This window comes from Agromyces sp. 3263 (assembly GCF_031456545.1).
Taxonomy (GTDB): domain Bacteria; phylum Actinomycetota; class Actinomycetes; order Actinomycetales; family Microbacteriaceae; genus Agromyces.
The window spans coordinates 469,294-489,646 of the sequence record NZ_JAVDUV010000002.1 but is presented as its reverse complement, the minus strand read 5'-3'; the positions used below and the strand labels follow the sequence as shown (position 1 = coordinate 489,646).

General features: G+C 72.1%; 19 protein-coding genes and 1 pseudogene. 19 read left to right on the top strand and 1 reads right to left on the bottom strand.

Translation table 11 applies throughout. From position 1 onward, the window contains the following. The first annotated feature begins 21 nt into the window (after positions 1-21). Positions 22-585: an elongation factor P gene (gene efp, locus J2X63_RS15460; protein ID WP_309978836.1), complete on the top strand. Its 564-nt coding sequence runs from the start codon at positions 22-24 to the stop codon at positions 583-585. Next, positions 582-995, top strand: a complete 414-nt coding sequence (gene nusB, locus J2X63_RS15455) for a transcription antitermination factor NusB (RefSeq protein WP_309978834.1) — start codon at positions 582-584, stop codon at positions 993-995. Before efp ends, nusB begins: the two co-directional genes overlap by 4 nt. 10 nt (positions 996-1,005) lie before the next feature. Here the strand turns inward: nusB and J2X63_RS15450 are convergent, their stop codons facing one another. Further along, on the bottom strand, positions 1,006-1,410 hold the full coding sequence (locus J2X63_RS15450; protein WP_309978832.1) for a DUF6855 family protein: 405 nt from the start codon (positions 1,408-1,410) through the stop codon (positions 1,006-1,008). Between the two features lie 170 nt (positions 1,411-1,580). Here J2X63_RS15450 and pyrR point away from each other — a divergent pair. From pyrR to hisG, 17 genes and pseudogenes are all read left to right on the top strand, one after another. After that, positions 1,581-2,123, top strand: a pseudogene (pyrR, locus tag J2X63_RS15445) (bifunctional pyr operon transcriptional regulator/uracil phosphoribosyltransferase PyrR); the annotation flags it as partial. Next, positions 2,123-3,076, top strand: coding sequence for an aspartate carbamoyltransferase catalytic subunit (locus J2X63_RS15440; RefSeq protein ID WP_309978830.1), 954 nt, complete (start codon positions 2,123-2,125; stop codon positions 3,074-3,076). The pseudogene pyrR and the gene J2X63_RS15440, both read left to right, overlap by 1 nt. Beyond that, complete coding sequence (locus tag J2X63_RS15435; RefSeq protein ID WP_309978828.1) at positions 3,073-4,416, top strand: dihydroorotase; 1,344 nt, start codon at positions 3,073-3,075, stop codon at positions 4,414-4,416. The genes J2X63_RS15440 and J2X63_RS15435 overlap by 4 nt, the downstream gene beginning before the upstream one ends. Further along, positions 4,409-4,960, top strand: coding sequence for a hypothetical protein (locus J2X63_RS15430; protein ID WP_309978826.1), 552 nt, complete (start codon positions 4,409-4,411; stop codon positions 4,958-4,960). The genes J2X63_RS15435 and J2X63_RS15430 overlap by 8 nt, the downstream gene beginning before the upstream one ends. Beyond that, on the top strand, positions 4,953-6,110 hold the full coding sequence (carA, locus tag J2X63_RS15425) for a glutamine-hydrolyzing carbamoyl-phosphate synthase small subunit (RefSeq protein WP_309978824.1): 1,158 nt from the start codon (positions 4,953-4,955) through the stop codon (positions 6,108-6,110). Before J2X63_RS15430 ends, carA begins: the two co-directional genes overlap by 8 nt. Continuing rightward, positions 6,110-9,400: a carbamoyl-phosphate synthase large subunit gene (carB, locus tag J2X63_RS15420; protein WP_309978822.1), complete on the top strand. Its 3,291-nt coding sequence runs from the start codon at positions 6,110-6,112 to the stop codon at positions 9,398-9,400. Before carA ends, carB begins: the two co-directional genes overlap by 1 nt. After that, positions 9,397-10,281: an orotidine-5'-phosphate decarboxylase gene (gene pyrF, locus J2X63_RS15415; RefSeq protein ID WP_309978820.1), complete on the top strand. Its 885-nt coding sequence runs from the start codon at positions 9,397-9,399 to the stop codon at positions 10,279-10,281. Before carB ends, pyrF begins: the two co-directional genes overlap by 4 nt. A gap of 34 nt (positions 10,282-10,315) precedes the next feature. Then, positions 10,316-11,242 carry a guanylate kinase gene (gmk, locus tag J2X63_RS15410; protein WP_309980159.1) on the top strand — a complete coding sequence of 309 codons (927 nt, stop codon included), beginning with the start codon at positions 10,316-10,318 and terminating at the stop codon, positions 11,240-11,242. 63 nt (positions 11,243-11,305) lie between these two features. Continuing rightward, positions 11,306-11,563 (top strand): DNA-directed RNA polymerase subunit omega, encoded by a 258-nt coding sequence (rpoZ, locus tag J2X63_RS15405; protein WP_067947279.1) that lies wholly within the window; start codon positions 11,306-11,308, stop codon positions 11,561-11,563. 10 nt (positions 11,564-11,573) lie between these two features. Beyond that, the gene (gene coaBC, locus J2X63_RS15400; RefSeq protein ID WP_309978816.1) at positions 11,574-12,827 is read left to right on the top strand and encodes a bifunctional phosphopantothenoylcysteine decarboxylase/phosphopantothenate--cysteine ligase CoaBC; all 1,254 of its coding nucleotides are present in this window, start codon (positions 11,574-11,576) and stop codon (positions 12,825-12,827) included. Further along, positions 12,824-14,017, top strand: a complete 1,194-nt coding sequence (gene metK, locus J2X63_RS15395; RefSeq protein ID WP_309978814.1) for a methionine adenosyltransferase — start codon at positions 12,824-12,826, stop codon at positions 14,015-14,017. The genes coaBC and metK overlap by 4 nt, the downstream gene beginning before the upstream one ends. A gap of 1 nt (position 14,018) precedes the next feature. After that, positions 14,019-15,977 (top strand): primosomal protein N', encoded by a 1,959-nt coding sequence (locus J2X63_RS15390; protein WP_309978811.1) that lies wholly within the window; start codon positions 14,019-14,021, stop codon positions 15,975-15,977. Between the two features lie 80 nt (positions 15,978-16,057). Continuing rightward, positions 16,058-16,984, top strand: coding sequence for a methionyl-tRNA formyltransferase (fmt, locus tag J2X63_RS15385; RefSeq protein WP_309978809.1), 927 nt, complete (start codon positions 16,058-16,060; stop codon positions 16,982-16,984). Beyond that, entirely contained in the window at positions 16,981-18,489 is a 1,509-nt protein-coding gene (locus J2X63_RS15380) for a transcription antitermination factor NusB (RefSeq protein ID WP_309978807.1), read from the top strand. The genes fmt and J2X63_RS15380 overlap by 4 nt, the downstream gene beginning before the upstream one ends. A gap of 9 nt (positions 18,490-18,498) precedes the next feature. After that, positions 18,499-19,170, top strand: coding sequence for a ribulose-phosphate 3-epimerase (rpe, locus tag J2X63_RS15375; protein WP_309978805.1), 672 nt, complete (start codon positions 18,499-18,501; stop codon positions 19,168-19,170). A gap of 9 nt (positions 19,171-19,179) precedes the next feature. Next, a complete protein-coding gene (locus J2X63_RS15370; RefSeq protein ID WP_159605314.1) occupies positions 19,180-19,443 on the top strand; it encodes a phosphoribosyl-ATP diphosphatase in 264 nt (87 codons plus the stop codon). 68 nt (positions 19,444-19,511) lie between these two features. Beyond that, positions 19,512-20,351: an ATP phosphoribosyltransferase gene (gene hisG, locus J2X63_RS15365; protein WP_309978802.1), complete on the top strand. Its 840-nt coding sequence runs from the start codon at positions 19,512-19,514 to the stop codon at positions 20,349-20,351. The last annotated feature ends 2 nt before the right edge of the window (positions 20,352-20,353 follow it).

Below are 20,353 nucleotides of genomic sequence, written 5' to 3'. Positions count from 1 at the left end.
CGATCGATCGGAATCACCTCCATGGCAAGCACCGCTGACATCAAGAACGGCGTCGTCCTGAACATCGACGGCCAGCTCTGGAGCGTCATCGAGTTCCAGCACGTCAAGCCCGGCAAGGGCGGGGCGTTCGTGCGCACGAAGCTGAAGAACGTCGTGACCGGCAAGGTGGTCGACCGCACGTACAACGCCGGCGCGAAGATCGACATCGAGAACGTCGACCGCCGTGACTTCACCTACCTCTACAACGACGGTGACGGCTTCGTGTTCATGGACGCGACCGACTACGACCAGGTCACCGTGCCCGCGACCGTCGTCGGCGACGCCGCGAACTTCATGCTCGAGAACCAGGCCGTGACGATCGCGTTGAACAACGGCAACCCGCTCTACGTCGACCTGCCCGCGTCGGTCGTGCTCGAAATCACCTACACCGAGCCGGGCCTGCAGGGCGACCGCTCGACCGGCGGCACCAAGCCCGCGACGGTCGAGACCGGCTACGAGATCCAGGTGCCGCTGTTCCTCGAGACCGGCACGAAGGTCAAGGTCGACACCCGTACGGGCGACTACCTCGGCCGCGTGAACGAGTGAGCGCTCGGACGAAGGCGCGCAAACGCGCCCTCGACATGCTGTACTCGGCCGACATGCGCCAGGTGCCGGTCGAGCAGGTGCTCGTGGCCGAGGCCGAGCGTGCAGTGGGCGAGCCCGAGCGGCAGGCGTCGTGGCTCTATGCGCGCGAGATCGTCGACGGCATCGTCGATCACCGCGACGAGATCGACGAGCTCATCACGACGCACTCGCGGGGATGGACGCTCGAGCGCATGCCGGCCGTCGATCGTGCGCTGTTGCGCATCGGCGCGTGGGAGATCCTCTACAACGACGAGGTGCCCGACGCGGTCGCGATCTCCGAGGCGGTCGAGGCGGCGACGGTGCTCTCCACCGACGACTCCGCCGGGTTCGTGAACGGCCTCCTCGCAGCGATCTCGCACTCGAAGGCGTAGTCGGCGCTCGTCAGGTCGCACGGATGCGGTTGTTGCGGCCGTCATGCGTGAGTTCGGCGAGCCCGAGCTGCTCGAGCAGCGGCGGCAGGTACATCCCGAACCGGCCCCGGTAGCCCTTGCGGAGGCCGTACCAGCCGCCGACGGGATTCGACTCCGCGCGGCCCCACGCCTCGACGGTGCCGTCGGCGGCCGGCTTCTGCTCGTCGGCGGCGCCGAGCGGGACCCAGTCGCCCTGTGCCTGGAGCCAGGCCGTGAGGTCGTCGATGGCCGACAGGTGGTACTTCAGGGTGGTCGAGCCCACGACGCAGACCAGTGCCGGCGGGTCGCCGTCCTCGTCGCGGTACATCGTGTAGGCCGAGGTTCCAGGGGCCGTCGTCAGCTGCCAGGGATCCGTCGCGGTGCCGCTGCCGGTCATGGTCACTCCCGCCTTCGAGCGAATGCCGGGCCTGCGCTCGGGCCCTCGCGCCGCTGCTGCACCCGCGCGCCCGATGCTACTCCGGGCCGATCGGACCGGCCACAGCCGTGCTGGTAGGCTGGTTCGGAAGGCAACCTTGAAGCCCGTCCAGTGAGGCGGAGAAGGGAGTCCGCATGGCTGTGCGCACCGTGCTGCAGCAGGCTGACATCGATCGGGCGATCACTCGCATCGCCCACGAGATCCTCGAGTCCAATCGCGGGGCCGAACGGCTCGTGCTCCTCGGCATTCCCACGCGTGGCGCGGTGCTCGCGGAGCGCCTCGCGACGATCATCGGCCGTATCGCGGCATCCGAGGTGCCGACCGGGTCCCTCGACGTGACCATGTACCGCGACGACCTCGGCCGCAATCCGGTCCGGGCGCCCCAGCCCACCTCCGTGCCCGAGGGCGGCATCGACGGCGCCACCGTCGTGCTCGTCGACGACGTGCTCTACTCGGGCCGCACCATCCGCGCCGCCTTCGACGCGCTGGCCGACCTCGGCCGCGCGCGCGCCGTGCGCCTCGCGGTGCTCGTCGATCGCGGCCACCGCGAGTTCCCCATCCGCGCGGACTTCGTCGGCAAGAACCTGCCGAGTTCGGCGCGCGAACGGATCAACGTGCGCCTCGCCGAGATCGACGGCGACGACGCGGTCACGATCGACGGGGGCGACGACTGATGCGCCACCTCCTGTCGACCAAGGACCTCGCCCGCGACGAGGCGATCGCGCTGCTCGACGTCGCGGAGGACATGGCGGCCGTGCAGGAGCGGGAGATGAAGAAGCTCCCCACCCTGCGAGGCAAGACGGTCGTGAACCTCTTCTTCGAGGACTCGACGCGCACTCGAATCTCGTTCGAGGCCGCGGCGAAGCGCCTCTCGGCCGACGTGATCAACTTCAGCGCCAAGGGCTCGAGCGTCTCGAAGGGCGAGAGCCTGAAGGACACCGCCCAGACGTTGCAGGCCATGGGCGCCGACGGGGTCGTCATCCGCCACCACGCGTCGGGCGCCCCGCAGACCCTCGCGACCAGCGGCTGGATCGACGCGGGCGTCGTGAACGCCGGCGACGGCACCCACGAGCATCCGACCCAGGCGCTCCTCGACGCGTTCACCATCCGTCGGCGCCTGCACGGCGCCGCCTCACGTGGGCGCGGGCTCGACGGCGTGCACGTGGTGATCGTCGGCGACATCCTGCACTCCCGCGTGGCCCGGTCGAACGTGTGGCTCCTGACCACCCTCGGCGCAGAGGTCGAGCTGGTCGGACCGCCGACGCTGGTTCCCGTGGACACGTCGGCCTGGCCCGCCCGGGTGGGCTACGACCTGGACGCGGCCCTGCAGGGCGACCCCGACGTCGTGATGATGCTGCGCATCCAGGCGGAGCGCATGCACGCGGCGTTCTTCCCGAACAGCCGCGAATACGCCCGGACCTGGGGCCTCGACGATGCCCGGTTCGACCGGTTGCCCCCGACTACGATGGTCATGCACCCCGGCCCGATGAACCGCGGGCTGGAGATCGCCGCCCGCGCCGCCGACTCGCCGCAGTCGACGGTGCGTGAGCAGGTCGCGAACGGAGTATCAGTGAGAATGGCCGCCCTCTACCTGCTGCTGTCCGGCGAACGGGGTGAAGCCCGATGACCGAGCGCATCCTCATCACCGGTGCGACGCTGCCGTCGGGGGAGCGGGCCGATCTCCTCCTCGACGGCGGCGCCATCGCCGAGGTCGGTCGCATCGCGGATGCCGCGGGCGCGACGGTCGTCGAAGCCGACGGCCTCATCGCCCTCCCCGGCCTCGTCGACCTGCACACCCACCTGCGTGAGCCCGGCTACGAGCAGAGCGAGACGGTGCTCACCGGCACCCAGGCCGCAGCGGCGGGCGGTTTCACCGCAGTCTTCGCCATGGCCAACACGTTCCCGGTCGCCGACACGGCCGGCGTCGTCGAGCAGGAGGCGAGCCTCGGCCGCGCCGCCGGCTACGCGACGGTGCAGCCCATCGGCGCGGTCACGGTGGGCCTCAAGGGCGAGCAGCTGGCCGAGCTCGGGGCGATGGCCCGGTCTCGTGCGAACGTGCGGGTCTTCAGCGACGACGGGTTCTGCGTCGCCGACCCGCTGCTGATGCGGCGCGCCCTCGAGTACGTGAAGGCCTTCGACGGGCTGATCGCGCAGCACGCCCAGGAGCCGAGGCTCACGCAGGGCGCCCAGATGAACGAGGGCGCCCTCTCCGGCGAACTCGGGCTCGCCGGCTGGCCCGCGGTCGCCGAGGAGTCGATCATCGCGCGCGACGTGCTGCTCGCCGAGCACGTCGGCAGTCGCCTGCACGTCTGCCACGTGTCCACGGCCGGGTCCGTCGAGGTGATCCGCTGGGCGAAGGCCCGCGGCATCGCCGTGACCGCCGAGGTCACCCCGCACCACCTGCTGCTCACCGAGGACCTCGTCGCCAGCTACGACCCGCGGTTCAAGGTGAACCCGCCGCTCCGCCGTGCCGAGGACGTCGAGGCCCTCCGTGCCGCCCTCGCCGACGGCACGATCGACATCGTCGCGACCGATCACGCGCCGCACCCGGTCGAGGCCAAGGAGAGCGAGTGGGATGCCGCGGCGAACGGCATGGTCGGGCTCGAGTCCGCCCTCGCCGTCGTGCACGCCGCCGTCGTCGAGAACGGCCTGCTGAGCTGGTCGGATGTCGCGCGGGTCATGTCCGCGACGCCGGCCCGCATCGGCCGGCTCACCGGGCATGGCCAGGCACTGGTAGCCGGATCACCGGCCGAGGTCACGCTCTACGACCCGGCCGCGGCATCCGACTTCTCGCTCGAGCGTCTCGCCGGACGCAGCGTGAACTCGCCGTACCTCGGCCGTCGGCTGCCCGGCCGCGTCGTCGCCACCTTCCACGCGGGCTACGCCACGTACGCCGACGGCGCGGTGCGCCCGGCCGACGAGGTCGCACGGCGCGCGGACGCCGCAGCGGAGGTGGCCCGTGGATAAGTGGATCGGCGTGCTCATCTCCGTGGCCATCGTGGCGGTCGCCGCGTGGCTCATGCTGCGGTCGTGGCGGCGTCGCACCCGACGCGACGAGTCCCTCACGTCCTACCCGCTGCCCGCCGCGCTCGGCTCGTTCCTGCTCGAGACCGAGGTGCTCTACGTCGCCACGACTCCGACGGGCGAGCCGCTCGAGCGGCTCGCCGTGCACGGGCTCGCGTTCCGGGGCGCCGCGCGCATCGAGATCGCGGCCGAGGGCGTCGTGCTGCGGGTCGCCGGCGAGTCTGCGAGCTTCCTGCCCGCCGAGCGCATCGTGTCGGCGGGGGAGGCGAGCTTCGCCATCGATCGCGGGGTGGAGCCCGAGGGACTCGTCGCGATCACGTGGATCGCGCACGTGGCCGATCCCGATGCTCGGGCTCCCCACGTCGACAGCTATCTCAGGGCCCGCTACTCGGGCGACTCGGCGCGCATCATCGCCGCCGTCAACGACATCGCCGCGGCGCGTGCCGCATCGCGGCCGGAGAAGGAGAGCGAGGCCTCGGATGACTGAGACCCCAACCCGCACGTCGGACCCCGCCGTGCTCGTGCTCGAGGACGGACGCCGCTACGAGGGTCGCGCATACGGCGCCCGTGGGCGCACCCTCGGCGAAGCGGTCTTCGCGACCGGCATGACCGGCTACCAGGAGACGCTGACCGACCCGTCGTACGCGGGCCAGATCGTCATGATGACCGCGCCGCACATCGGCAACACGGGCGCGAACGACGAGGACATGGAGTCGTCGCGGATCTGGGTCGCCGGATTCGTCGTGCGCGACCCCTCCCGCGTCGTCTCGAACTTCCGCGCGCAGCGCAGCCTCGACGACGACCTCGAGGCGGCCGGCATCGTCGGCATCAGCGGCATCGACACCCGCGCGGTCACCCGCCATATCCGCTCCGCCGGCGCGATGCGCGCAGGCATCTTCTCGGGCGACGCCGCGCTGCTCACCCACGGGGAGCAGCTCGAGCTCGTGCTGGCCGGCGAGGAGATGACGGGCCTGAACCTCTCGGGCACGGTCTCGACCACCGAGGCCTACTCCCTGCCCGCCGAGGGAGAGCGCGTCGGCTCGGTCGCGGTCCTCGACCTCGGCGTGAAGACCTCGACGCTCAAGTACCTCGCCGAGCGCGGCTTCGACGTACACGTGGTCCCGCAGTCGATCACCGCCGAGGAGGTGCTCGCGATGGCACCCGACGCGCTGTTCTTCTCGAACGGACCGGGGGACCCCGGGGCATCCGACCGCCATGTCGACCTCCTGCGCACGACGCTGCGCGAAGGGCTGCCCTACTTCGGCATCTGCTTCGGCAACCAGCTGCTCGGCCGGGCCCTCGGCTTCGGCACCTACAAGCTGCCCTTCGGCCACCGCGGCATCAACCAGCCCGTGCTCGACAAGGCCACCGGCCGCGTCGAGATCACGTCGCACAACCACGGCTTCGCCGTCGACGCCCCGATCGACCGGGTGAGCGACTCGGCCGAGGGCTTCGGCCGCGTCGAGGTGAGCCACTACGACCTCAACGACAACGTCGTCGAGGGCCTCAACTGCCTCGACATCCCGGCGTTCTCGGTGCAGTACCACCCCGAGTCGGCGGCCGGCCCGCACGACGCGAACTACCTCTTCGACCGGTTCCGCGACATGGTCATCGCGAGCAAGGAGACCAACGCCTGATGCCCAAGCGCGACGACATCAACAGCGTCCTCGTCATCGGCTCCGGGCCGATCGTGATCGGCCAGGCCGCGGAGTTCGACTACTCCGGCACCCAGGCGTGCCGCGTGCTCCGCGCCGAGGGCGTGCGCGTCATCCTCGTGAACCCGAACCCGGCCACGATCATGACCGACCCCGACTTCGCGGACGCCACCTACATCGAGCCCATCACGCCCGAGATCATCGAGTCGATCATCGTCAAGGAGCGCCCCGACGCGGTGCTGCCGACGCTGGGCGGCCAGACGGCGCTGAACGCCGCGATCGCCCTGCACGACGCGGGCATCCTGGAGAAGCACGGCGTCGAGCTCATCGGCGCGAAGGTCGACGCGATCCGTAAGGGCGAGGACCGCCAGCTCTTCAAGGACCTCGTCATCGAGGCGGGCGCGGGCGTCGCCCGCTCGCACGTGGCGAAGACCCTCGACCAGGCGAAGGAGTTCGCGCTCGACCTCGGCTACCCCCTGGTCGTGCGCCCGTCGTTCACGATGGGCGGCCTCGGCTCGGGCTTCGCGTACACCGAGGAGGACCTGGTGCGCATCGTCACGCAGGGCCTCCACGACTCGCCGACCACGGAGGTGCTCCTCGAGGAGTCGATCCTCGGCTGGAAGGAGTACGAGCTCGAGCTCATGCGCGACACCGCCGACAACACGGTCGTCGTCTGCTCCATCGAGAACGTCGACCCGGTCGGCGTGCACACCGGCGACTCGATCACCGTCGCGCCGGCCCTCACGCTCACCGACCGCGAGTACCAGAAGCTCCGCGACATCGGCATCGACATCATCCGAGCCGTCGGCGTCGACACCGGCGGCTGCAACATCCAGTTCGCGATCGACCCCGCCGACGGCCGCATCATCGTCATCGAGATGAACCCGCGCGTCTCCCGCTCGTCGGCGCTCGCCTCGAAGGCCACGGGCTTCCCGATCGCGAAGATCGCCGCGAAGCTCGCCATCGGCTACCGCCTCGACGAGATCCCGAACGACATCACCCGGGTCACGCCCGCGAGCTTCGAGCCGACCCTCGACTACGTCGTCGTCAAGGTGCCCCGCTTCGCGTTCGAGAAGTTCCCGGCCGCCGACCCGACGCTCACCACGACCATGAAGTCGGTCGGCGAGGCCATGGCGATCGGCCGCAACTACGCGACCGCCCTGCAGAAGGCGCTGCGCTCGCTCGAGAAGCGCGGGTCGTCGTTCCACTGGGGCGACGAGCCGCGCAGCGTCGAGGAGCTCGTCGAGGCCTCTCGCGTGCCCACCGACGGCCGGATCGTGCTCGTGCAGCAGGCGCTCCGCAAGGGCGCCACCGTCGACGACCTCTTCGAGGCCACGAAGATCGACCCGTGGTTCCTCGACCAGATCCTCCTCATCAACGAGGTGGCCGAGACCGTCGCGACCGCCGAGGCGCTCGATCACGACACGCTGCTGCTCGCCAAGGACCACGGCTTCTCCGACGCGCAGATCGGGCAGCTCCGCGGGTTCGGCGAGGCCGACGCGCGCGAGGTGCGGCACATCCTCGGCATCCGTCCGGTGTACAAGACGGTCGACACGTGCGCCGGCGAGTTCCCGGCGCTGACCCCGTACCACTACTCGAGCTACGACCTCGAGACGGAGGTGGAGCCGAGCGACCGCCGCAAGGTCGTCATCCTCGGGTCGGGGCCGAACCGCATCGGCCAAGGCGTCGAGTTCGACTACTCCTGCGTCCACGCGTCGTTCGCACTCTCCGACGCGGGCTTCGAGACCATCATGATCAACTGCAACCCCGAGACGGTGTCGACCGACTACGACACGAGCGACCGGCTCTACTTCGAGCCGCTCACGCTCGAGGACGTGCTCGAGGTCATCCACGCGGAGTCGCAGACCGGCGAGCTCGTCGGCGTCGTCGTGCAGCTCGGCGGGCAGACCGCCCTCGGGCTCGCGAAGGGCCTCGAGGCGGCGGGCGTGCCCATCCTGGGCACCACGCCCGACGCGATCGACCTCGCCGAGGAGCGCGGGTTGTTCTCGGGCATCCTCGACGCGGCGGGGCTGCTCGCCCCGCGCAACGGCACCGCGATCGACGTCGCCGGCGCCGTGCACGTGGCCGAGGGCATCGGCTATCCCGTGCTCGTGCGCCCGAGCTACGTGCTCGGCGGCCGCGGCATGGAGATCGTCTACGACTCGCCGTCGCTCGCCGACTACTTCTCGCGCATCGAGGGCCAGGGCATCGTCGGCCCGAGTCATCCGCTGCTCGTCGACCGGTTCCTCGACGACGCGATCGAGATCGACGTCGACGCGCTCTACGACGGCACCGACCTGTACATCGGCGGCGTGATGGAGCACATCGAGGAGGCCGGCATCCACTCGGGCGACTCGAGCTGCACCCTTCCGCCCGTGACGCTCGGCCGCGCCGAGGTCGACCGGGTGCGTGAGGCGACCCGCGCCATCGCCGAGGGCATCGGCGTGCGCGGGTTGCTCAACGTGCAGTTCGCCATCGGCGCCGGCGTGCTCTACGTGCTCGAGGCCAACCCGAGGGCCAGTCGCACCGTCCCGTTCGTGTCGAAGGCGCTCGGCATCCCGCTCGCCAAGGCCGCGTCGCGCATCATGGTGGGCGCGACGGTCGCCGAGCTGATCGCCGAGGGCATGCTCCCCGAGTCCGACGGCTCGCGGGTGCCCCTCGACGCGCCGGTCGCCGTGAAGGAGGCCGTGCTGCCGTTCCACCGCTTCCGCACCCGTGAGGGCATCATGGTCGACTCCGTGCTCGGGCCCGAGATGCGCTCCACGGGCGAGGTCATGGGCATCGACAAGGACTTCCCGACGGCGTTCGCGAAGAGCCAGCTGGCGGCATACGGCGGCATGCCGCTGAGCGGCACGGTGTTCGTGTCGGTGTCCGACCGCGACAAGCGCGCGATCATCCTCCCGGTGCTGCGCCTGCAGCAGCTCGGCTACGACATCACGGCGACGGAGGGCACCGCAGAGGTGCTGCGCCGCAACGGCATCGGCGCCCGGGAGGTGCTGAAGTACAGCGAGAAGGCGTCGGCCGACGACGCCTCGATCGTCGAACTGATCCACCGCGGAGAGGTCGACGTGGTCATCAACACCCCGAGCGGCCGCTCGGCCCGCGCCGACGGGTATGAGATCCGCGCGGCGGCGGTCGCGGCCGACATCGCGCTGTTCACGACCATCGCCGAGCTCTCGGCCGCGGTCGCCTCGCTCGACGCCGTCCGCGGGGGGTTCGAGGTGACGAGCCTGCAGGAGTACGGCCGGCGGCGAGCGGCGGCGCTGGCATGAACGGCTCCGGCGTGATCCCGTTCGGCGAGCGGCTCGAGGCGGTCTTCGCGGCCTACGGGCACCTCTGCCTCGGGCTCGACCCGCACGGGTCGGTGCTCGACGCGTGGGGGCAGCCCGACTCCGCGGAGGGGGTCCGCGAGTTCGGGCTCCGCGCGATCGAGGCGGCATCCGGCCTCATCGGCATCGTGAAGCCGCAGGTGGCGTTCTTCGAGCGACATGGCGCCGCGGGCTACGCGGTGCTCGAGCGCCTCCTGGCCGAGGCCCGTGACGCCGGCCTCCTCGTGATCGCCGACGCGAAGCGTGGCGACATCGGCTCCACGGTGGAGGCGTACGGCGAGGCGTGGCTGCGCCCGGGTTCGAGCCTCGAAGCCGATGCCATGACGATCAGCGCGTTCCAGGGCCTGGGCTCGATCGAGCAGGTCATGGTCTCGGCCGAGGCGGCGGGCAAGGGCCTGTTCGTGCTCGCCGCCACCTCGAATCCCGAGGCCGCCGCCATCCAGCGCGCCGTCCTCCAGCAGTCGAGCCGGGCCGGGTCGTCGGTGGCGCAGGCCATCACCGACGGTGTGATCAGTTGGAACCAGGGCCGAGCGGATGCCTCGAGCCACGCGCTCGGCTCCATCGGCGTGGTGTTCGGGGCGACGACCGACCTCCCCGCCGCGGGCATCGACATCGAGGCCGAGCCGCCGCGCCCGGGCCTGCCGGTGCTCGCGCCCGGATTCGGCCACCAGGGCGCCGAGCCGCGCGAGCTCCGCTCCCGATTCGGCGGCTTCGCGGGCGGCGTCGTGGCGAACGAGTCGCGGTCCCTCCTGATGGCGGGGCCCGATGGACTGGCCGACGCCATCGCGCGTCGTGCCGACGAGTACGGAGCCGCGGTTGCCTGACACGACCACGACCACCACCGACACGGCGGACTCGATCGCCGAGGGCGGGAAGCCCGCGACCGCGTCGAGCCCGCCCGAGGTCGATCGCGTCGCCGCGTCCCGCGCCGCCGTCGCCGCCCGCCGCGCGCGGGCGGCCGTGAAAGGCCAGGTCGCCGACGGCGTCCGCAGCCCGCTCGACGTGCTGCGCGCCGCCTATGAGGAGCCCGAGGGCGTCGAGGGCCGCCTCCGCGTGCCAGAGTTCCTCACGTCGATCCCCGCCATCGGCGCCACGAAGAGCGCCCGGATCATGCAGGACCTCGGGATCGCGACGTCGAAGCGGCTCGGCGGTCTCGGCCGGCTTCAGCGCCGTCGCCTCCGCGAGTTCGTCGCCGACTGGGTCGCCGATCACGGCGGCACGGGGGACCGGCTCGTCGTGCTCGCCGGTCCCACGGCGGTCGGCAAGGGCACGGTGGCGTCGTACATCCGGCGGCACCACCCCGACGTCCGGCTCTCGGTGTCGGCCACCACGAGGGCGCCCCGACCGGGCGAGGTCGAGGGCGAGCACTACTACTTCGTCGACGATACGGAGTTCGACCGCATGGTCGAGGCGGGCGAACTGCTCGAGTGGGCCACCGTCCACAACGCCTCCCGCTACGGCACGCCGCGACGTCCGGTGGAGCAGGCGATCGCCGCGGGCAACAGCGTGCTGCTGGAGATCGACATCCAGGGCGCACGCGCCGTTCGCCGGGCGATGCCCGAGGCCACCCTCGTCTTCCTGCTGCCGCCGACCTGGGACGAACTCGTCCGCCGGCTGGTGGGTCGGGGCACCGAGAGCCCGGCCGAGCAGCAGCGCCGGCTGGAGACCGCGAAGGTCGAGTTGGCTGCCGTCGACGAGTTCGACCACCAGGTCGTCAACCACGAGGTCGGCGAGGCCGCGCAAAAGGTCGTAGACTTGATGCGGCCCCGCAAGGGTCGGCGTTGAGCTGCCCGGGCCGAAGGTTTCCGCGCACCGACGTGCGCACGTTCCGTTCTAAGGAGTCTGTCCATGGCTGAGAAGCTGTCCGGCATCATCGACCCGCCCATCGACGACCTGCTCTCCAAGGTCGACTCGAAGTACCAGCTCGTGATCTTCGCGTCCAAGCGGGCCCGCCAGATCAACGACTACTACGCCGACCTCCACGAGGGCAGCCTCTTCGACAACGTCGGCCCGCTGGTCGACTCGTCGATCGACGACAAGCCGCTGTCGGTCGCGCTCCACGAGATCAACGAGGACAAGCTCCGGCTCCGCCCCATCGGCGAATAGCACGTCCCGGATGTCGCCGCTCAACATCGTCGTCGGCATCACGGGCGGCATCGCGGCGTACAAGGCCGTCGGTGTGGTCCGCGCGCTCGTGCTCGCCGGCCACGACGTCCACGTCGTGCCGACCGAGGGTGCGCTCCGGTTCGTGGGTCGTCCCACGCTCGAGGCGATCTCGCGCAACCCGGTGCACACCGACCTCTACGAGGGTGTCGCCGAGGTGCGCCACGTCGCGATCGGGCAGGCTGCCGACCTCATCGTGATCGCGCCGGCCACCGCGAACTCCATCGCGAAGCTCGCGACAGGCCTCGCCGACGACCTCCTGGGCAACACCGTGCTGGCCAGCGAGGCGCCCGTCGTCATCGCGCCCGCCATGCACACCGAGATGTGGCGGCATCCGGCCACGCAGGCCAACATCGCCACCTTGCGCGAGCGCGGTGTCACGATCGTGGGGCCGGCAGTGGGCCAATTGACCGGTGCCGACAGCGGACCCGGCCGCATGGAAGAGCCCGACGTCATCGTGGCCGCCGCACTCGAGCGCGCCGCGGCATCCGGCCGATACGACCTCGCGGGCCGCCGCGTCGTGGTCACGGCCGGCGGCACTCGCGAGCCGCTCGATCCCGTGCGGTTCCTCGGCAACCGTTCCAGCGGCAAGCAGGGCGTCGCGATCGCCGAGGCGGCGCGCGCGCGCGGAGCCGAGGTCACGCTCATCGCAGCGAACCTCGAGGTCGCTCATCCGGCCGGCTGCGACATCCGCCCGGTCTCGACCGCGCTCGAGCTGCAGCAGGCGGTGACGGAGGCCGCACGCGCCGCCGACGTCGTGATCATGGCCGCGGCCGTCGCCGACTACCGGCCCGCCGACGTGAGCCAGTCGAAGCTGAAGAAGGACGCCGGGGACGGCGGCATGACGCTCGAGCTCGTGCGCAACCCCGACATCCTCGCCGGCCTCGGACACGCGCCCCACGACGGCACGCTGCTCGTCGGCTTCGCGGCAGAGACCGAGCCCGACGACGACCGGCTCCTCGCCCTCGGCCGGGCGAAGCGCGAGGCGAAGGGCGCCGACGTGCTCGTCGTGAACCGGGTCGGCTGGACCGAGGGGTTCGCGAGCGACGAGAACCGCGTCGTCGTGATCGGACCTGACGGCGAGGTCGTCACACGAGCACACGGAACGAAGTCATCAGTGGCCCATGTCATCCTCGACGTGGTTGTCTCGGAATCGACGACCGCGGCGTTCGCCGCCGACACCACGAAGGAACACGGGACCACATGAGCGCACTTCGACTCTTCACCTCCGAATCCGTCACCGAGGGCCATCCCGACAAGATCTGCGACCAGATCTCCGACACGATCCTCGACGCCCTCCTCACGGTCGACCCGCACAGCCGGGTCGCGGTCGAGACGCTCGTGACGACCGGCCTCGTGCACGTCGCGGGCGAGGTGACGACCTCGGGGTACGTGGAGATCCCGGCGATCGTGCGCGAGCGGGTGACGTCGATCGGCTACAACTCGTCCGACGTGTGGTTCGACGGCCGCTCCTGCGGCGTCTCCGTCTCGATCGGCGGGCAGTCGCCCGACATCGCGCAGGGCGTCGACCACGCGTTCGAAGCGCGCGAGCGGGCCAGCGTCGACGCGCTCGACATGCAGGGCGCGGGCGACCAGGGCATCATGTTCGGCTATGCCACGCGCGAGACGCCAGAGCTCATGCCGGTGCCGATCTGGCTCGCGCACCGCCTGGCCGAGCGGCTCGCCACCGTGCGCAAGCAGGGCGAACTCGACTACCTCCGACCCGACGGCAAGACGCAGGTCACCGTCGGGTACGACGGGCAGGTGCCGCGCACGATCGAGACGGTGGTGCTCTCGACGCAGCATTCGCCGGCCGTCGCCACCGAGCAGCTGCGGGCCGAGGTCGAGGAGCTCGTGATCCGCCCGGTGCTCGACACGGTCGAACTGGCACGTCCCGACCTCTCGGTGCTGATCAACCCCACGGGCCGCTTCGAGATCGGCGGGCCCCAGGGCGACGCCGGCCTCACCGGCCGCAAGATCATCATCGACACGTACGGCGGCGCGAGCCGTCACGGCGGCGGCGCCTTCAGCGGCAAGGACCCCTCGAAGGTCGACCGCTCGGCGGCCTACGCCATGCGCTGGGTCGCGAAGAACGCCGTGGCGGCCGGGCTCGCCGACCGCCTCGAGCTGCAGGTGGCCTACGCGATCGGCAAGGCCGCGCCCGTGGGCCTGTACGTCGAGTCGTTCGGCACGGCGCACGTGCCCGACGAGCGGATCATCGGCGCGATCCGCGAGGTGTTCGATCTCCGACCCGCCGCGATCATCCGCGACCTCGACCTGCTGCGGCCCATCTACGCGAAGACGGCGAGCTACGGCCACTTCGGCCGCGAGCTTCCCGAGTTCACCTGGGAGCGGCTCGACCGCGTCGACGACCTCCGCGCGGCCGCCGGGCTCTGACATGCCGGGCGGCACCGTCGCCAGGGTGCTCGTCGATTCGCCGCTGCCGCAGCTCGACCAGCTCTTCGACTACTCGGTTCCCGAACGGCTGCGCGCCTCGGCGCGTCCGGGCGTGCGCGTGCGGGTGCCCCTCCGCACCGGCGGGCGCATCGCGAACGGCTGGCTCGTCGAGCTCGCGGACGAGAGCGAGTACGGCGGCACACTGAGCGAGGTCGAGGACATCGTGTCCGAGGTCCCCTTGCTGGTGCCCGAGGTCTGGGCGCTCGCCCGTGCGGTCGCCGACCGCGCAGCAGGCAATGCGAGCGACGTGCTCCGTCTCGCCATCCCGAGCCGCTACGTGCGGGTGGAGCGATCCTGGCTGTCCGCCCCCGGCGAGCCGGGGGACCTGCCCGAGGCGCCGCCGCCCGTGCATGGCGCCGAGGCGGGTCGCGTCGAGGCCGGCATCGAGCGCGGCGAGCGGATGTCGCTCCGCGCCGATCCGCGCCCGCTCCGCCTCCCCACCGGGGAGTGGGTCGGCGCGTGGGCGGTCACGCTCGCGCAGGCCGCGGCACACACGCTGGCCGCCGACCGTTCGGCCCTGCTCGTCGTGCCCGACTACCGCGACCAGGAGCAGCTCGAACTCGTGCTCGCGGCATCCGTCGACCCTCGCCGGGTTCTGCGCACCGACGCCCGCCAGTCCGGCGGGAACCGCTATCGGTCGTTCCTCGACGCCACCGGCGACGAGGCCCGCATCATCGTCGGCAACCGGTCGACGGTGTACGCGCCGGCACCCCGCCTCGGACTCATCGCGCTGTGGGACGACGGCGACAGCCTCATGAACGAGCCGCTGGCGCCCGGGGTGCACCCGCGCGACGCGGCGCTGGTGCGGCAGGAGCAGAGCGGCGCGGCGCTGCTGTTCGCGGCCCACACCCGCAGCGTCGAGGTCGAGCGACTGGTCGCCGTCGGCTGGGTGCACGACGTCGCGCCCCTGAAGCACGTGCGGCCGCGCGTCATCCCGACCGAGCAGCAGGCCACGCCCGAGCCGGGATCGGCGCGCATTCCGTCGGTCGCCTGGCGACAGGCGCAGGAGGCCGTGCGCGAGGGACCGGTGCTCGTGCAGGTCGCGAGGCCGGGCAACGCCCCGCTGCTCGCGTGCGATCGGTGCCGCGAGCCCGCCCGATGCACGGCCTGCGGGGGAGCGCTCGGGGTGCCCCGCAGCGGTGGCCAGCCCCGATGCGTGCTCTGCGGCACGAGCGCGAGCGCGTGGCGGTGCCCGGTGTGCGACGGCACGAAGCTGCGCGCGGTCACCGTCGGGGCGAGCCGCACCGCCGACGAGCTCGGCCGGGCCTTCCCGCGCACCAGGGTGATCCTCTCCGACGGCGAGCGACCGGTGCTGCGCGTGTCCGCCGAGCCGGCGCTCGTCGTGGCGACCCGTGGCGCCGAGCCGATCGCCGAGGGCGGCTACCGTGCCGTGCTCCTCCTCGACGGTGAGCGGATGCTGCTGCGCGAGTCCCTGCGCGTCGCCGAGGACTGCCTGCGCTGGTGGTCGAATGCCGCGGCGCTGGCCGCACCCGGGGCCACCGTGCACCTCGTCGGGGTCGGTGGAGCGCTCGCCTCGGCGCTGTCGATGTGGCGGCAGCCCGAGTGGGCGGCGACGGAGCTCGAGGCGCGTCGCGCGCTCCGGTTCCCACCCGCGGTCAGGGTGGCGAGCGTGACGGCGGCGCATGCGTCGGTGGCCAGGGCGGCGGAGTCGGTGGCCGACCTCGACGGGGTGGACGTCCTCGGGCCGGTGCCCGCCGACGACGACGGGCTGGAGCGGGCGATCGTACGCTTCGACTACGCGGCCGGCGCACGCGTCGCGCGGGAGCTCCGGGCGGAGATGATCCGGGTCGCCACCGAGCGGCGCCGGCCGATCGCCGGCCGCCCCGCGCGCCGCCCGCCGGTGCTCCGGGTGCGGTTCGACGATCCCGAGGTGCCCTGAGCGGCACCGGCAGGCGGTCCCGCCTTGGCCCGCGTGCGTCGTGGTGCGTGCACGGCACGGCGGTTCGGCCACAATGGAGTGTGCAGAAGCTCCGCCTCGTCTTCGCAGGGACCCCCGCCGCCGCCGTTCCCTCGCTCGAACGGCTCGCCGGGGGCGAGCACGACGTGCTGGCCGTCGTCACCCGGCCTGCGGCTCCGCAGGGACGCAAGCGCGTGATGACGCCATCACCGGTCGCCGTCGCCGCCGAACGACTCGGGATCCCCGTCATCGAGGCCGCGCGCCTTGACGCGACGGCCACCGAGCGCCTCCGCGAGCTCGAGCCCGACCTCGGCGTGATCGTGGCCTACGGCGGCCTCGTGCGCGAGCCACTGCTGTCGTCGCCGGTGCACGGCTGGATCAACCTGCACTTCTCCCAGCTCCCGGCGTGGCGTGGTGCCGCGCCCGTGCAGCATGCGCTCATCGCCGGCGACGCGGAGACCGGCGCATCCGTGTTCCAGCTCGTTCCGGAGCTCGACGCCGGCGACGTGTTCGCGATGCGGTCGCAGGCGATCGGCCCCGACGATACGGCCGGTTCCCTGCTCGAGACCCTCGCGGTCGAGGGCGCGGACCTGCTGGCCGAGGTCGTCGACGGGATCGCCGAGGGCTCGGCGGCCTCGACGCCGCAGACCGGTGCGGCGTCGTTCGCACCGAAGCTCGGTATCGACGACGCGCGGCTGGACTGGGCCGCGCCGGCCTCGACGGTGCACAGCCGCTTCCGCGGCGTGACGCCCGAGCCCGGCGCGTGGACGACGGTCGACGACCAGCGGTTGAAGGTCATCGACCTCGCGGATGCCGCGGACGGCGAATCGCTCCCGCCCGGGCGACTCGCGCTCGTCGGCCGCCGTCTGCTGGTCGGCACGGCGACCCACCCGCTCGAGCTGCGCCGGGTGCAGCCGGCTGGACGCACGGCCATGGCGGCAGCCGACTGGTGGCGGGGATCCGGCCGCGCCGACGTGGTGGCGCGATGAGCGGGGGCGACGGCGGCCGCACCCAGCGGGATGGACGCGACCGCGGCGACCGCGGCGGGCGGGGCGGACGCGGTGACGCCGGAGGCGCAGCCGAGCGCATCTCGCCCGCGCGACTGGTGGCGTTCGAGGTGCTCGCCGCCGTCCGCGAGGACGAGGCCTACGCCAACCTGCTGTTGCCCGCCCGCATCCGACGCGCCCGACTCGATCGGGCGGATGCCGCGTTCGCAACCGAGCTCACCTACGGCACCCTGCGCATGCAGGGCTACTACGACGAGGTGATCGCCCTGGCCGCCGGACGACCGACGACCGCGGTCGATCCCGCCGTGCTCGACGTCCTCCGGCTCGGCGTGCACCAGCTCCTGGCGACCCGGGTGCCGACGCACGCGGCGGTCTACGAGCAGGTCGCCCTCGCCCGGCGAGTCGCACCCAAGGCGGCCGGCTTCGCCAACGCGGTGCTCCGCACGGTGTCGCGCTCGTCGGCCGAGACGTGGCGCGACCTCGTCGCCGAGGGGGCGAAGGGCGAGGACGAGCTGCTCGCGCGACTCGAGAGCCACCCGAAGTGGATCGTGCGCGCCCTGCGCACGGCGCTCCAGCGGGAGGAGCGTGCCGACGAGTTGCCCGACCTGCTCGCCGCCGACAACGCCTCGCCCCGCGTGAACCTCGCGGTGCTGCCCGGCCTCGGCGCCGACACCGCGTCGGTCGCAGGGTTCGAGCCCGACGCGTTCTCGCCGATCGGCGCGGTCGCCGACGACCCCATCGCCGTCTCCGAGTCGTCGGCCGGTCGCATCCGCGTGCAGGACGAGGGCTCGCAGCTCGCCGCGCTCGCCCTGACGCGGGCGCGACCCGTCGTTCCGGGCGAGCGCTGGCTCGACCTCTGCGCAGGCCCGGGCGGGAAGACGGCCGTGCTCGCCGCCGAGGCGCTCGGGGCAGGGGCCCTCGTGGTGGCGAACGAGATGGTCCCCGCACGCGCCGAACTCGTGCGCAAGGCCCTCGCCGGGGTGCCCGCGCCGGTCGAGGTGCACGTCGGCGACGGCCGCGGGATCGACGCCGGCGCACTCGGCGCGCCGGGCGGATTCGACCGCATCCTCCTCGACGCCCCGTGCACCGGCCTCGGCGCCCTGCGGCGTCGGCCCGAGGCGAGATGGCGCAAGGCGCCGGCGGATGTCGCCGAGCTGACGAAACTCCAGGGCGAGCTGTTCGACGCGGCGGTGCGAGCGCTCGCACCGGGCGGCATCCTGGCGTACGTGACCTGCTCGCCGCACACCGGCGAGACGCACGGAACCCTGACGGCGGCGCTCGAGCGCTGGCGTGGGCGCGTCGAGCAACTCGACACCCACGCCGTCGTGCAGGCGCTGTCGCGGCATCCGCTCGACCTCGCCGGCGACCCCGAGACCGTGCAGCTGTGGCCGCACCGGCACGGCACCGACGCCATGTTCATCGCGCTCGTGCAGCGTGCCGACGCCGATGCCGACGACGTCGCGGAGGCCGCCGACGCCGATCGCTAGGCTGTCGGCATGACGACGCGGATCAACCCGAGCATCCTCGCTGCCGACTGGGCGAACCTCGAGCGCGAGCTCGGACGCATCGCCACCGCCGACCTCGTGCACGTCGACATCATGGACAACCACTTCGTGCCGAACCTCACCTTCGGGCTGCAGATGGTGCAGCGCCTGCAGGAGGTCTCGCCGATCCCGCTCGACGTGCACCTCATGATCGACGACCCCGACCGGTGGGCGCCGGCGTATGCCGAGGCCGGTGCCTCCTCGGTCACGTTCCATGCGGAGGCGGCGCGCGAACCCGTGGCGCTGGCGCGCCGACTGCGCGAGATCGGTGCCCGCGCGGGCATCGCCCTGAAGCCCGGCACGGATGCCACGCCCTACCTCGACCTGCTGCCCGAGTTCGACCAGGTGCTGGTCATGACGGTCGAGCCCGGGTTCGGCGGCCAGTCGTTCATGCCCGAGACGATGCCGAAGCTGCGGCGCGTCGCCGAGGCCGTGCGCGACTCGGGCCTCGACGTGTGGCTGCAGGTCGACGGCGGCATCACGGCCGACACGATCGGCATCGCGGCCGAGGCCGGAGCCGACACGTTCGTCGCAGGGTCGGCCGTGTTCGGCGGCGAAGTGCCCGCCGACCGCATCGCGTCGCTGCGCGACGCCGCGTCGGCGCACACGCACGCGCACCGGTAGCCTAGACGGGTGAAGACCTTCGACGACCTGTTCGTCGAGCTCAGCGATAAGGCCCGCACCCGCCCCGAGGGTTCCGGCACGGTTCGACAGCTCGACGCCGGCGTGCACGCCATCGGCAAGAAGATCGTCGAGGAGGCGGCCGAGGTCTGGATGGCCGCCGAGTACCAGAGCGACGACGAGACCGCTGAGGAGATCTCGCAGCTGCTCTACCACCTGCAGGTGCTCATGCTCGCGAAGGGGCTCGCGCCGGCCGACGTGTACCGACATCTCTGATCGCGCATGACCCCATGACCGATCAGCTCCGTCGACACGACCGTGTCGCCTGAACCATGAGGCAGGAAATGCTCCGAATCGCCGTGCCCAACAAGGGCTCGCTCGCCGAGACCGCCGCGCAGATGCTGTGGGAGGCCGGCTACACCGGTCGCCGCGACCCGCGCGACCTCCACACCGCCGACCCGCGCAACGGGGTCGAGTTCTTCTACCTCCGTCCGCGCGACATCGCGACCTACGTGGGCTCGGGCGCGCTCGACGTCGGCATCACCGGGCGCGACCTGCTGCTCGACTCCGGCTCGGAGGCGACCGAGATCGCCCCGCTCGGCTTCGGCGACTCGACGTTCCGCTTCGCCGGACCGGCGGGGGGCTTCGCCGACCTCGCCGACCTCGACGGCGTTCGCGTGGCCACCAGTTACCCGGGCCTCGTCGGCGACTTCCTCGCCGGGCACGGCGTCACGTCGAAGCTCGTGAAGCTCGACGGCGCCGTGGAGTCGGCGGTGCGGCTCGGGGTGGCCGACGCCGTGGCCGACGTCGTGTCGACGGGCTCGACACTCCGCCAGGCCGGCCTCGAGATCTTCGGCCCGGTCATCCTCGAGTCCGAAGCGGTGCTGATCGGCTCGGGCGTCGAGCGGCCCGGTGCCGACACCCTGCTGCGGCGCCTGCAGGGCGTGCTCGTCGCCCGACAGTACGTGCTGCTCGACTACGACGTGCCGGTCGCGCACCTCGAGCGCGCCACCGCGGCCGCCCCGGGCTTCGAGTCGCCCACGGTGTCGCCGCTGCACGACCCCGAGTGGGTCGCCGTACGCGTGATGATCCCACGGGTGGACATGAACCACGTCATGGACGAGCTGTACTCGCTCGGGGCACGGGCGATCCTCGTCAGCGCCATCCACGCGGCCCGGTTGTGAGG